Genomic DNA, 14,476 nt, shown 5'->3' with positions numbered 1-14,476 from the left:
TTTTTATGTCTTAAATTAATCATCGTCATCTCCTTCATCATAGACTGTTACATTACTCACTTCTGTGTTATAATAGTAAATAATAACCTCAGCGGTGTCACGTAAGAAATTGATTTTTCCAACCACAGCCCGATGAATATCTAAGCCTGTTCTTTCTCTAAGATCATTAAGCATTTCTTCGTATCGTGCCGGTGTTATAAGTTCGATCTTTTCGTAGATAACTAATTTGCTGGATTCGTGCTTTAACAACCAAATACGCTCTAATCCGAATGTAACACCAATAACCAACAAGTTGGTTACAAATAACTCAATAAAACTTACATACGAACCGCTAAGTGCATTAATGACCGATACACCAATTGTAATAAACAGATAGGTCATCTCTTTGATCGGGATCTGGGTAGTCCGATATCTGATAATACCAAAAATAGCAAACAGCCCAAGAGCAAATCCCAACTGCAGGTTAACATTCTCCAACAAAATGCATAGGAGAAAAACGATTGTGCTTATTAATAAGAAAGTAAATAGGTAATCCTTTCTGCGATTATTTTGGTAATAAAGAACCCGCACTAAAATTAAAGCAACAATCAGGTTAAATGTAAAACGAAAAATAAGGTGCAGTAAACTGCCCAAATTCAGTAAGTTGGCTTCAAAAAAGCTAACATCCATAAACATTTGTTTGATTAGTTAAACATACGTACTGCAATATCGCCAAACCTGATAACAATACCATCGATTTTTTATAATAATATTGAACCGCTTGCTTCATCTTACATATAAAAGAGAAAAAATTACGGATCGGGTAAGGGCACATGTCTTTTTACCCGTCATCTTTATAAAGACTAAATTCTTATTTAATGAATAAAACTAAACAAGCACATCCTGCCTTTTGGATACCATCTGTATATTTCGCAATGGGCTTGCCTTTTGCCCTTGTGTCGATGACTTCAGTTTTAATGTATAAAGACTTAGGCGTAAGTGATGCCAGAATAACCTTTTGGACCTCATTAATAATTTTACCCTGGACGTTAAAACCATTATGGAGTCCGGTACTGGAAATGTTCAAGACTAAAAAGCATTTTGTATTTGCAACACAATGGCTGACTGGCATATCATTAATGTTTATTGCTTTTTCACTACAGCTACCTTCTTTCTTTCAGTACTCTATAGCGCTCTTCTCAATATTGGCATTTAGTGGCGCTACACATGATATTGCCACTGATGGTGTTTATATTAATGCTCTTTCATCTCAAGATCAGGCCAGGTATATTGGCTGGCAAGGAGCAGCTTATAATATTGCCAAATTCTTATCAATGTCTGGATTTGCATATCTGGCAGGTGAATTAACAAAAACAATGGGAGCCGTTAATGCCTGGATGTGGGCAATGGTTAGTTGTGGCGGATTAATGATATTTTTAGGTTTCTACCATCTAAAAATGCTTCCATCCGGTGGAAGTGCTACTCATAAGGTAACTTCCTTACAAGACGGTTTTGATACCTTATGGGATGTTATCAAAACTTTCTTTCAAAAGAAGCTGATTATCTGGCATATCGTATTTATTATCCTTTACCGATTTGCTGAAGGACTGGCTTTAAAAATAGTGCCCTTGTTTTTAAAGACCTCTTATGCAGATGGAGGGTTAGGACTTGATACTTCCACTGTTGCTTCAGTATATGGGGCAGGAAGTATATCATTTGTTGCCGGTTCATTATTAGGCGGGTATTTTATTTCTGGGCGTGGATTAAAACGCTCTTTGATGTATCTGGCGATGGCATTTAATGTTCCGTTTGTTTGTTATTTCCTGTTATCATTATTCAGACCTGAAAACATTGCGTGGGTATATGCCTCCGTTTTAACGGAGTGGTTAGGTTATGGATTTGGTTTTGTAGGATTAACCCTTTTTATGATGCAACAAATTGCTCCTGGTAAGTATAAAATGGCTCATTATGCATTCGCGAGTGCCATTATGAATTTAGGCGTTATGATTCCGTCTATGATTAGTGGTGATTTGAGCGATATGATGGGCTACAAACCTTACTTTATTTTGGTTTTAGTTGGTACCATTCCGGCTTTACTCGTTTGTAAATTCGTACCATTTATTTATAGCGAGAAGGAGTTAAAAGAGATGGAGCAAGAGGATGAATAGTCTCTAAGTTTAATAAGTTGAACTGGGTACTAAATCGAAATTAAAACACAAAAAATATAAAACTTTAAAATATGCAAAATCAAGTATCTATACCTTGGGAAGAGCGTCCTGCAGACAGTAGTGAAGTGATGTGGCGCTACTCCAAAAATCCGATTATCGGTCGCTATCATATCCCCACCTCGAACAGTATATTTAACAGTGCGGTGGTGCCATTTGGCGATGGTTATGCCGGCGTTTTTCGTTGTGATAACAAAGCGGTTCAGATGAACATTTTTGCCGGCTTTAGCAAGGATGGTATCAATTGGGACATCAACCATGAGCCGATTGTAATGCAGGCTGGTAATACAGAAATGATCGAGTCAGATTATAAGTATGATCCTCGCGTTACATTTATTGAAGACCGCTATTGGATTACCTGGTGTAACGGTTATCACGGACCAACAATCGGCATTGCATATACTTTTGATTTTAAAGAGTTTTTTCAGTGTGAAAATGCCTTTTTACCTTTTAATCGTAATGGCGTGTTATTTCCTGAAAAGATAAATGGTAAATATTGTATGCTGAGTCGCCCAAGTGATAATGGACACACGCCTTTTGGAGATATCTACCTGAGTTATAGTCCGGATATGAAATATTGGGGTGAACATCGCTGTGTGATGAAGGTAACTCCTTTTGAAGATAGCGCTTGGCAATGCACCAAAATCGGTGCAGGATCGGTGCCTATTAAGACGAAGGACGGATGGCTGATGTTCTACCACGGTGTGATCAATACCTGTAATGGTTTCAGGTACTCGATGGGTGCTGCACTTCTGGATTTAGAGCAACCTGATAAAGTACTTTACCGCACACAGCCTTATTTATTAGCACCTGCTGAGCTATATGAACTGGCTGGTGATGTACCTAATGTTGTCTTCCCTTGTGCAGCTTTAAATGACGATGAAAAAGTAGTGGTTTATTATGGTGCTGCAGATACGGTTGTAGGTGTAGCATTCGGATACTTACAGGAAATTATCGATTTCGTGAAAAACAATTCGTTATAAGTCATTACTACTTAAAAAGTATTAGCCCGAACGTTTGAATGTTCGGGCTTTTTTAGTTCAGATAATTGCCAAACATTCCATTTTCCAAATACAAGTTATACTGGTCTCATTCAACACTAAAATAAGCCGGTACAAATTGTATTAACCTCACCTAACACTAAAACAAGCAAGTACAAATTATACCGACTCCTCTCAACACCAAAACAGCCAAGTACAAATTGTACTGACCCCACCAAACACTAAAACAAGCAAGTACAAATTGTACCGACTCCACTCAGCACCAAAACAATGAAATACAGATTGTATCGTATCGTCGAGATAAAATGATTGATACAATTTGTAACGTGGTATTATAAAAAAGGGTCGATACAAATTATATCGACCAAGGTGCAAAACCGGATTGATATATATTATACTGCCATTATCAACTTTAAACTACTAGTCCGATGAATATAAACGATATGCAAATATTTATCGGACTAGTAATAAAGTATATCATTACAATACTCTTTGCCCGACTGATTTAGTTGACGCATAATTAGTCGGACGACGAGTGATACTACTTAACGAACAATAGTTAATTGACACCCCAGTTTTTATTGGGCTTATCTCCCATCTCCAGTTCCAGTCTGCCACCTTTTAACAGTTCGCTTGCCGGAAATTTAAAATCATTAAGCTCTTTTCCATTGAGACGAGCAGATTGAACATATTTATTGAGTCGGGAAGCTCCTTTGGCCTCAATAATAAAGGTATCTCCTCTCCCATATCGATTTCCAAGCTCAATCTCTACCTTTTCAAACAAGGGGCTGGCTATTTCATATACCGGGTCAACACTACATCCACCATCGGTTTGGAACAGACCAAGAGATGCCATCACAAACCAGGCGCTCATTTGTCCCTGATCTTCATCGCCTAAATAGGCGTTGGAGATTCCATAGCCATAATAGCGATCCATAATGGCTCTGCTCCATTTTTGTGTTAACCAAGGCTTTCCAACCCAATTAAATAAGAAAGCGAAGTGCATAGATTGCTGGTTCCCTTGTATTACAGGATAATCCCAGTATTGGTCATTCATCCCGTTAAATCGTGTCTTATCACTCTCTTCGAAGCCCCAATCCAAACGCTCAATAAAACGATCTTTACCAATCACATCAGCCAGTGCAGGCACATCTTGCGGCACAAAATAAGTCAGCTGCCAGGCATTACCTTCCACATAATGGTGGTTGGCTCCTGATTTATAAGGATCAAAATCCTCTTTCCATTGCCCTTTCGAATCTTTCATTCGTGCATAGCCCATTTCGGTATCAATCACATTTCGCCAATAGCTCCCACGTTTTTTAAATTTACGGTAATCTGCTTTTTTTCCTAATGCCTTAGCAAACTGAGACACAGTCCAATCGTCATAGGCATATTCCAATGAATTGGAGAACCGCCCTAAATCATAAGGAACGTAACCATATTTCAGGTAAGGTATCAGATCACGATTTCCTGCAAAACCACCACCTACTTCCTGTGCAGGTGTTGTTTGCATTTTCTTCACAGCTTCATAAGCTTTATCAACATCAAAATCCCGAATGCCCATCTGGTAAGCACCAACAATCATTGGAATTTCATGCTCGGCCACCATAACGGGTATATATTCCATACCTGCCGGACCTTTTGCGAGCCACCCATTGGCATCGTACATAGCAAGTTGTGAGTTTACCCATCGATTACTCCATTCAGGAGTAACGAGGTTCCAGAATTGATTCAAGTTCCAGAAAGTATTCCAGAAGGCATCACAACCTAATGCAGGAGATGAAGGGTCTTCCATTTTCTGAATTCGCTCATCAGCATCGCGCCACTCGCCATTAACATCGCTAAAAATATTGCGGCTGCATATGGAACGATACATGCTGTTATAAAAGCGTTTCTTCTCTAACTGGTTGTCTGTTTCAATCTTAACTCGGGCAAAGATATCATTCCATGTATCAACATTACTTTGCCGAACTGACTCGAAATCCCAGTTATGAGCATTGATAATTTCCTCTTCAAGGTTTTGTTGTGCATTTTCAATACTTACATAGGAAATCCCAGTCCGCAACTGTACAACATTGTTTTCGCGGGTATCAAATTCCACTATCGCCCCGGCATCTTTGGGCGCAGTTACTTTAAATTCATCTGTTTCCTGCACACCATTTTCTGTCCAAACCTTAAAGCCTTTGATGGGCTGGTCAAATTCAGCCACAAAATGAACAATGTATTCCTGTGATATTCCTCCACTCCAGGTATCTGGTGTTATCTGATGGCTATAGCCTTCAATTCTGTAATCACTTGTTTTTTTGATGTAGGCATCCAAACAGTTATAGGAATATTCGGCCGGTATCACCAAATCGAGCAAAACACGCGAACCATCACGATCTTTTGGAAATGTATATCGTTGAAAACCGCAACGGGTGGTTGATGTCAGCTCGGCATGTATATCATAATCCGTCAGGTCAACACTGTAATAACCAATCGGAGCTTTCTCGGTTTCCTTATTAATGCGCGAACGATAACCACTGTCGGCATCTTTTTCATCACCCACCTCAACCTGCAAGGGGCCATTAGTTGGCATGGTTCCCAATCCGGCCATTGTCCATTCATGAATATGAGAGAAGGTTCCAATGGATTCAAATACTGGTTCATAACCTCCCTGCCAGCTTGGATTCTGGTTGTCAGGACTTAGTTTTACCATACTGAATGGCATCCACGGACCGGGAGCAATCATCCAGCGTGAATGACCGGTTCCCATTTTTGTGTCTACATAGTCGGCGGGTGTTACATCTCTAGCTGCATATCGCTCCACCTTCCCTTTTGAGATGCTCACATCATTAACCAGAATTTCATAGCTACTTGTTTTATTCACTTCTACTGCCGGCATGGGAGCTTCAAATATGTAACGTCCTTGCTCAACATCAGCTTTGAATATTTTCTCACCATCCAATAAAACGGTTAACTCCGGTCGTTCTTCCAGATGCTCAACATCAACCAGTAATGCTTGGTTTCCATTAAGCTCGTAGTCTGCAACTTCCACCTTTCTGATATGCACCTGATCTGGCTGGGTTAACTGAATTCCGGCAGGACCTTCCAACTTAATTTGGTCGAATTTGATCCACGATCCTTCCAGTGTGGTCATACTGATTTCATTACCTCCGGTTTTTATTAGTCCCGAAGGAAGAGGTATTTCCAGCAAATATTCCGAGTTTGAGGGAATTGAATCAATTGGGCTGCCTGAACTGATTTCTGGTACCCTGTATTTCCAGGCTTTACCATTCACCAACACTTTAAATAATGGTAAATCCTCGGGGTTACAATCCAGCATATCAATCGTTAACTTAAAGTCACCTCTGGATGGTAGTTTATCAACCCCAAATAGAATATTCAGGGTACTTGAGCGCCATCCTGACGTTCCCCAGGTTCCTCCCCAAGTATCACTTGTTCCGGGAATAATATATGGCCAGTTTTCCTTTGCCTTTGAATGGCCGATCAGAAAGTATTTATCTTCCCAACCAAAATCACTGGCAATAAAATCATTATAATCGCCGGGATACAGTGCAAAGTCAGAACCTGAACCATTGTTATCTCCTATTTGCCACACAACTGTTGTCTCTTGTTTACAAGAGCTAAACAGAAACATAGCCAAAACAATTATGGATATATTAATTTTCATACAATTTAATTTATGGTTCTATACAAAATACAATGGGTAACTTCATTTCTCAATTATGGGGCTTTGCCCCAAACCCCACTTCATTTTCTTGTTTTGATACAAGAAAACAGAAGCAAAAGAAAATCACGGCTACAAGCTCTCAGCTCAAATAACTACGGTTCATTGGCTAAAACGCTGAACTCGCTAACGCTCAAACAGCACCGTTTTTAACGTCAATCTCACCTTGTTATTTGGCTTCTTGCTTGAGGCCGACCAATACCCACTAACAATCATATTGAGCCTTATTTATTTCATAAATGCTTTAACAACAACAGCATTTGCACCTGATTCATTAATGATTTTATAAGATCCTGCCGCTGCCGGAATAACAAAAGTTTCAGCATAATTAAAACGCTGACGGCTGCCGTTTGCTGTTTCTACAATGATACTGCTACCCTCAACCAAAGACAGTACATTGCATTTATCTCCGGTCTGTATCTCAACTTGTTCACTGATTGAGTAGCGCTCAACATCATAACTATGGTTTTTATGCGTTGGCAGATGGTAATGTTCGTATGCTTCTGTTTTGTTCAGCAATGCTGGTTTCGATATCAGATTATCTTTCACATACTGTCCTTTACGATCGAAATTCAGGTTTTCCATACCTCGATCCACATTTATCGGTCGTGGTTTTCCATCCAGATCCACTCGAAGCCAATCATACATTTTAAAGGTAAAGATGTAAGGCGTGGTACTAATTTCCAGCACCAGGTTATCCGTACCCGATCCATGAATAGTGCCTGGTGGAATCAGGAACAAATCATGTTTCTTAGAGTCATGTATCTGAACATGTTTGGTGATATCAATCGGTTCTTTCTTTTCAAAACTGTACTTCAGGTCTTTCTCGAATTCCTCTGGATCAATCGAATCCTGAAAGCCTAAGTAACACTTAGCATCTGCACCGGCATCCAGAATGTAATAGGTCTCTTCCTGAGTGATGGTTTCACCAAAGTGCTTTTGAATATATTCTAGTTGAGGGTGACACTGGATTGATAAATTCCCACCATCAAAAGTGTCCAGAAAGTCAAAGCGTATAGGGAATTCATATTGATACTTTTCGGCATGTTGTCCCATTATAGCTTTATGCTCCTGAAACATTAAACAGTCGAATGACACCTCCAATAACTTGCTATCACTTTCAAACAAAAGTCCGTTTTCGGGGACAATCAATTCAAAGGACCAAGCATAGTTGATCACATCCTGATTCAGTTCTTTGATTTTATCCTTGATCCATTGCCCGCCCCATGCACCTGGTTCAAACCATGGACGCACACGAAATACATTTTGTGACATGGATTTAAGTCCGGCGCGTAATTCATCACCATTCATCCAAACAACTTCGTTGGTTTGTTGCCCATCAATGACTATATCAATGCTATCGAGAATTGATGCTTTATGAGCATTTAACACCACCCAATCAACAAAGTAAAATCGTTTGTACATGGGTTTGATGGACACCGGAGCTGATGCACCCAGGTTAGTTACCGAACCAGCCCGGGCTCTGAACTGAAGTTCATTCTTTGGCAGATCAACATAAATCAAAGCGCCTTTATGCTGCGTTAAGCCAGCCCCTGCACCATAAATAATGTTGATATCAAAATTGTTGTCCGGTTTGATCTTCGATAGTTTGTCATTGTCAAAGAAATCAATCAGATCAAGACTTGTGCGTGTTCCGAAAATTGGATCATCTCCTCCTAAAAAAGGCTCAATCATTTGATAAACTTCAGACCCTGATTTCAAAGCCTGTTCAACGGCGATGGCATTAACACTTTTGCCAAGCTGCCTGAATTCATTGCTTAATAATTGAAGCAGTTCATCAAAAAAAACACCTACATAACCGTCGATGATTAAAGTTGAATGATCCTTCAGAACTGATGCTAACTGACGTACTTCATTACTTATTACGCCAGATTCCAACTTCATGCTGGGGTATATATCATAGACCCCGGTTGAGGTGTCCTCTTTGACAGTCGGCAATAAAAACTGCTTTGTTTCTCTTTTCTTACTCATTACTCCTTCGTTAATTCTTCCAACATCTCTATTGCTTTGAAAAGCACGCCCGCTGAGCCTCTAAATGTACCTGAACCTGTTGGTTCATTATCAATTGTGTACCACTCAAAGAAGCCATCATTCGCAACAACTCTTTCGGTCATTGGCAGTAAATTATCGTAGGCCTCCTGATAAAACCCGTTATTGATTAATTGCTGAATCATTCGCGCACCAAACCACGTCCAGTCACCGCCATTCTGATAACCATAAGGGTACATGCCTTCGTTTTCAAATGCCCAATCCGGATATGGCGGATACATGGTCAGGCCTATTGATCCGGCTCCCGAAGCTTTTACATTGGCGATCATTTTTTCAAGTGACACCTCAATCTGGCGTTTATTCAATAGTCCAGCTTCTATAGCAACAGCTGTTCCTCCGTGATAGAATATCTCATTCTCATTAAAATCATCAGGGTATGGTGAGCCATCGAGATAAACATGCGGTATATACTTTTGATTCGACTCGTCCCACAAGTGTTTCTCCACATTTACTACCATATTGTCTCTGACAGGTTTCCACTTCTTGCTTGTCTCCGGCAACAGTTCCATAATGTTATTTAAGGCAATAATCATCATGGCATTATCGTAAATATCCAGACAGTATTTGGTATCATCTGTTATATAAACTCCCCATGGATGACTGTGCTGAACATCGCCCCAATCAGCCGTGGTGGCACCGTAAATCAATCCATGCTCTTCACTCCAGCGATGATCCAGCAAAAACTGCATGGACCACTCCAGCCGCTCGGCAATGGTTTTATCGCCAATTTTCTCATTTAGAAAATCTACATCACCCGTTTTCGTAACATACTTGTAAACTGCCTGCACCAATGATGCTTCATGATCAGTTTCCACTGTGTTCTTATGACCGCAATAATCGGGCTCCAGATCACTATAGAAATACTGGTAACCTCCTTCGGTTTGTACCGCTTTGCTTTGTGGTATAAAACCATCTAATATATTACCATCATCTCCTTGCAAGCGGAAAAATACCCGCAGATTTTCCTTGAGTGTCTCATTCGGATAAACCTCTGCTGATAATTCAATAAAGGTGTTATAGTCCCGAATCCAAACTTCTCCATATCCATCGCCGGCATTAAATCCGGTTTTGACTACCTCCAGGGCTTTTTGCTTAACAAACGCGAAACTCTCGTTGGTTTCTATTGCCGTTTTTAACTCCTGGTTAATTTTAGGCTTTGGGGCACAACTAAACAAAAGGGATGCAACCAATATCCAAAGCCAATTCACTTTTAAACTTTTTCTAATCATTGTATAAGTATTTTGAAGGTTTCTTATTGATTTCAATTTCTACACCATTTACCAGGTGCTTAAAGGGAACTAAGTTACTTTCCATTGTCTCACCATTAATCTTAATGGATTCAACCACCATATTTTCACGAGTGTTATTATGCAATCTAATACGGATATAATCGCCCTTATAAAACTCAGGGTTTAAGCGAATATCTATCTTATCAAAAGCCGGACTTCCAACCTGCATTTCTGGATTTTCACCTGTCAATCCGGCTACATCAAATAAGCCAATGGAAGCCATCACATACCAGGCACCCAATTGCCCCTGATCTTCGTCCTGACCATAACCATAGCCATGTATAGGGTTTGTACCGTAAAACTCATTACATATGGTTCGGGTCCAGAATTGTGTCTTCTCCGGTACTCCTGCACAAGTATATAACCATGGTATATGCAAACTTGGCTGGTTTCCATGGTTGTATAATGTTTCAACTCCGGCAAATGCATCAATTTCCGTTCCTCCACCAAAAGCCATTTCACGAGAAGACAAGAACACAGAGTCAAGGCGCTGGATAAAACGCCCTTTTCCAATCCGATTAACCAAAGCTTCACAATCGTGAGGCACATAAAAACTATATTGCCAGGCATTACCTTCCTGAAAACCTCTCCAAGCCTGAAAAGGATTAAAATCAGCGATAAATTCACCAACAGAATCAATGGGGTGAATAAAACCATTCTGATCATTAAACAGTGTTTGCCAACCCTTTGACAATTTAATCAGCTGTTCATACTCTTTTTCTTTACCCAACATTGCAGCCATATTTGCTACAGCGTTGGCACTAAACGAATATTCCAAAACATGAGAGGCTGAAAACATGGTGGCCTCTGGTATTTCACCTACTTCATCGGTGTGCGCAATGGTTCCTTTTTTAACAAATTCTTCAACATCCAACTTTCCGGCACCTAAAGGACGGCCTTTCCACTCCAGTTCATTTTTCAAGGCCGCTTCAAAAGCCAGATCCACATCATAGTTTCGGATGCCGCAATTATAGGCCGCTGCTATTATTAATCCAACGTAATTGGTACCAACACCAGAAACATATCGGCTGTTTGCCAAGCCATCGCCCAACCAGCCTGTATCTTTATAAACCAACAAATGCGATTGTACAAAGTCATTATAATATTCGGGCCAGGCCAAAGTCCATAATTGAGTCAGGTTCCAGAAGGCGCCCCAAACGGCATCGGTATTGTAAAAGCTGAATTCAGGCTTGCCATCTTCATCCAACGGAATATGACCAATTGAACCATCATTTTTTGGATAGGCTCCATTAACATCACTGGCTAAACCGCGTCCCAACAGAGCATGATATAAACCAGTATAAAATTTTACTTTATCGTCCTCTTCGCCACCTGAAACTGCAATTTTGCCTAATTCTTCTGTCCATACTTTTTGAGCATTCTCTTGGGCAACATCAAAAGGCATCGATTCTGCCTCCAGATTATTTCGTGCATTCTCAATAGAAGTATAGGATAACCCGACCTGTACTTCAACTTCCTTCACATTCCCGGTATCAAATGTAACATAAGCGCCTGACCCGACTCCTTTAACTTTTGCATTCATTGGCTTAACTGTATCACCGATGAAAGTGCCGAACTCCTCAATCTTATGATCCAATCGGGCCGAGAAATACATATCTACAAACGAACCATTCTGATACTTTTTGACATATTCAGGAAGTGTCCTTACCCACCCCTCTATGGTTGTATCATCTTTTTTATAGACTTTGGAATCAATCACAGCTCCACTCTCTCCCTGTCGTCTGCCAATATCAAAAATAATGTGTGCTTGTTGATTTTCAGGAAAAGTATAGCGATGAAACGCCACACGTTTTGCAGAAGTCAGTTCTACCTTAATATCATAATCATCGAGCTTAACCTTATAATACCCGGGCTTGGCAACTTCGGTGGCCTTATTGAAGCGCGAACGGTAACCCGAATCCGGATCTTCCAGTTTACCCGGCTGTGTTTTTAACTCACCACAAGTTGGCATTAATGAAATACCACCCAATTGGAACTCATGAATGTTTACAAATCCTTCGATGGAAGTATGCCGATCATCATAACCAACGGCTTCCCATCCTGATTTATTACCGTAGTGACCGTTGGTTGATGGTGCGGGTTTGGCCATTCCAAATGGCAATGCAGCCGGTGTGTAAAAAAACCATCGGCTATGTGCAGTTCCAATGTTAGGATTCACATAATCCAGAGGGATTTTAGACTTTTCGCATGAAGTAAAACCTAACAATGAAATTGAAACCAGAAACAAGTAGAATAACTTTGTTGATATGTTTGAACATATAAATGATTTCATCTTTTTTAGTATTAATGAGTTTTTATTTTTGAGATTTAATACCTGCCAGAACGAGTATAAATATCAGGAGTCCAAGAATGATCCATAGGCCTCCATTTAGGTTAATTTCCATTGCAAAAGCTACAAGCATTGGGAATATAGCACCTCCTGAAATTGCCATCATCATCAGACCTGAGATTTCGTTTGATCGTTCAGGGTAATTCCCTACTGTTATGGAATAAATCAAAGGGAAAATATTTGAAACACCAATGCTTACCAATCCAACCAATATCCATGCTGCTAACTGGTTCTGAACAAAGCTTAAAACGATTACAAACAAAATGGCAAGAATGGTTGAAAAACGCAAAAATTTATTCGCATTATACTTCAATAAAAGAATACCTCCTGCCAATGTACCCAACATCTTTGCAAAGAAATAAACAGTTTTACCATACTTTGAAGCTTCTTCACCAACACCTAATTTGAGATGAAGAAAACTACCGATATTCGAATTGATGGCTACATCTATGCCAACTACAGCAAAAATACCCAGTACCATTAATGCTATGTATTTATTTTTAAGTAGTCTGAAACACGATGACAGCGTGACCGTTTCTTTGTTCTGGCTTGACTCTTGAATATCAGTAGCATTCAGCCATAAAAAAACCAGGAATGAGACAATTCCAAACAGGTACAGCCCAAATCTCCAGGCTCCTTCCCCTCCGAAACCAATGGTAGCTGCTAAAAATGGTCCTACAACTGCTGCGATATAAGGCCCGGCCATAGAGCCCAGTGATTTTATAAACTGCGAAAAACTTAAAAACCCAGACGCTTTTGATTCTGGCACCACATCAATCAATAGTGGGTTAGCAGAAACCTGCATAATTGTATTCCCGATTCCCAGCAAGGAAAAAGAAAGTAAAATAACAGGCAAGGAATTTCCAAGAAGTGGCACAAATAAACCAACGGTTGTAATTATTAATGAGATGCTTAATACTTCCTTTTTACCAACGCGCGATTGCCAGATTCCTACAGGAACGGATAATATAAAGTACCAGATAAATGCTACAAAAGGGATGAGCTGTAATAAGTAGGTTGGTGTCTGGGTACTTTGTTTTAATTCGTCCACCCCTGTTCCAACTAAATCAACAAAACTTACAACAAAGAAGGTTGTAATGACAGGTAAGAGTGTTTTATATCTTAATGTTTCCTTGTTCATATTATTTACATTTGTTCTAACTGTTCTTCTATAGAATTGTAAAACTGATCATTCATCAACGATGCTGCTCCAACAAATGCGGCATCTTCCAATAGAATTGAAGGAGCAACTTTTATTTTTATTCCTTCTTTATCTAGCTCTGTAATAAAACTGCCCTCAAACAATGAAAATGCTTTTGAAATATTTCCACCAATCACCAGATTTTCCACATCAAAGCGTTTCAACCAAGGGCTTAATAATACTGCCAATTGCGTCCCGAAATCATCAAAAACATCTTTGGAATGGCTGTTTGTATTGTATAACTCTGCTATTGGCTTGACGCCCTCCACAACTACACCTGATTGATCACTGAAGCGGGAGATTAATCCACGGGTTGAAAAATAATCGTCGGCAATGCCATCCGCAAAAGGCTCATTCCAAAGCACTCCACCTTCAGGCACCGTATTATCTGAAATAACCGGCTTACCATCCCATAGAAAAGCAGATCCGAATCCGGTACCAAGTGTAATTGCTAAAGCTTTTTCTGCACCTTGCAATTGTCCATTAAAGTATTCTCCAATGGCAAATGCAGTAGCATCATTGATAAAGCGAATTTTGTTCTCTTCAATTCCCAGCCTGGTAGCCAGAGCTTTTCGCATGTCAACACCATTTAACAGGCTGTATTTTGCATTTTCGACAGAGAACATTGCAA

The 14,476-nt window shown here is 39.9% G+C and carries 9 protein-coding genes; 2 read left to right on the top strand and 7 right to left on the bottom strand.

Annotated features, from left to right (window positions below):
* Positions 1-15: 15 nt before the first annotated feature.
* Positions 16-669, bottom strand: a complete 654-nt coding sequence (locus AC4MRQ_RS08750; RefSeq protein ID WP_491197287.1) for a DUF4956 domain-containing protein — start codon at positions 667-669, stop codon at positions 16-18.
* A gap of 188 nt (positions 670-857) precedes the next feature.
* On the opposite strand from AC4MRQ_RS08750, the gene AC4MRQ_RS08745 reads away from it, so the two are divergent.
* On the top strand, positions 858-2,147 hold the full coding sequence (locus AC4MRQ_RS08745; protein ID WP_491197286.1) for an MFS transporter: 1,290 nt from the start codon (positions 858-860) through the stop codon (positions 2,145-2,147).
* Positions 2,148-2,218: 71 nt separating this feature from the next.
* The gene (locus AC4MRQ_RS08740; protein WP_491197285.1) at positions 2,219-3,187 is read left to right on the top strand and encodes a glycoside hydrolase family 130 protein; all 969 of its coding nucleotides are present in this window, start codon (positions 2,219-2,221) and stop codon (positions 3,185-3,187) included.
* A gap of 577 nt (positions 3,188-3,764) precedes the next feature.
* On the opposite strand, the gene AC4MRQ_RS08735 is transcribed toward AC4MRQ_RS08740, so the two are convergent.
* The 6 genes from AC4MRQ_RS08735 to AC4MRQ_RS08710 form a co-directional block, all read right to left on the bottom strand.
* Positions 3,765-6,878 carry a GH92 family glycosyl hydrolase gene (locus AC4MRQ_RS08735; RefSeq protein ID WP_491197284.1) on the bottom strand — a complete coding sequence of 1,038 codons (3,114 nt, stop codon included), beginning with the start codon at positions 6,876-6,878 and terminating at the stop codon, positions 3,765-3,767.
* Positions 6,879-7,163: 285 nt separating this feature from the next.
* Entirely contained in the window at positions 7,164-8,927 is a 1,764-nt protein-coding gene (locus tag AC4MRQ_RS08730; protein ID WP_491197283.1) for a class I mannose-6-phosphate isomerase, read from the bottom strand.
* Entirely contained in the window at positions 8,927-10,234 is a 1,308-nt protein-coding gene (locus tag AC4MRQ_RS08725; RefSeq protein WP_491197282.1) for a GH36-type glycosyl hydrolase domain-containing protein, read from the bottom strand. The genes AC4MRQ_RS08730 and AC4MRQ_RS08725 overlap by 1 nt, the downstream gene beginning before the upstream one ends.
* Positions 10,227-12,587: a GH92 family glycosyl hydrolase gene (locus AC4MRQ_RS08720; RefSeq protein ID WP_491197281.1), complete on the bottom strand. Its 2,361-nt coding sequence runs from the start codon at positions 12,585-12,587 to the stop codon at positions 10,227-10,229. The genes AC4MRQ_RS08725 and AC4MRQ_RS08720 overlap by 8 nt, the downstream gene beginning before the upstream one ends.
* Positions 12,588-12,609: 22 nt before the next feature.
* Positions 12,610-13,785: an MFS transporter gene (locus tag AC4MRQ_RS08715; protein WP_491197280.1), complete on the bottom strand. Its 1,176-nt coding sequence runs from the start codon at positions 13,783-13,785 to the stop codon at positions 12,610-12,612.
* 5 nt (positions 13,786-13,790) lie between these two features.
* Positions 13,791-14,476: ROK family protein (locus AC4MRQ_RS08710; protein ID WP_491197279.1), on the bottom strand; the 686-nt coding region annotated here is incomplete at its 5' end.

This window comes from Carboxylicivirga sp. (assembly GCF_982718395.1).
Note: the sequence above shows the minus strand (reverse complement) of the source record. Positions and strands in the feature narration are given on the sequence as shown.

What these genes read in the sequence shown, in the direction of transcription:
- AC4MRQ_RS08720 (WP_491197281.1), bottom strand. Translation starts at nt 12,587, where the DNA reads ATGAAATCATTTATATGTTCAAACATATCAACAAAGTTATTCTACTTG.
- AC4MRQ_RS08730 (WP_491197283.1), bottom strand. Translation starts at nt 8,927, where the DNA reads ATGAGTAAGAAAAGAGAAACAAAGCAGTTTTTATTGCCGACTGTCAAA.
- AC4MRQ_RS08735 (WP_491197284.1), bottom strand. Translation starts at nt 6,878, where the DNA reads ATGAAAATTAATATATCCATAATTGTTTTGGCTATGTTTCTGTTTAGC.
- AC4MRQ_RS08750 (WP_491197287.1), bottom strand. Translation starts at nt 669, where the DNA reads ATGGATGTTAGCTTTTTTGAAGCCAACTTACTGAATTTGGGCAGTTTA.
- AC4MRQ_RS08725 (WP_491197282.1), bottom strand. Translation starts at nt 10,234, where the DNA reads ATGATTAGAAAAAGTTTAAAAGTGAATTGGCTTTGGATATTGGTTGCA.
- AC4MRQ_RS08745 (WP_491197286.1), top strand. Translation starts at nt 858, where the DNA reads ATGAATAAAACTAAACAAGCACATCCTGCCTTTTGGATACCATCTGTA.
- AC4MRQ_RS08740 (WP_491197285.1), top strand. Translation starts at nt 2,219, where the DNA reads ATGCAAAATCAAGTATCTATACCTTGGGAAGAGCGTCCTGCAGACAGT.
- AC4MRQ_RS08715 (WP_491197280.1), bottom strand. Translation starts at nt 13,785, where the DNA reads ATGAACAAGGAAACATTAAGATATAAAACACTCTTACCTGTCATTACA.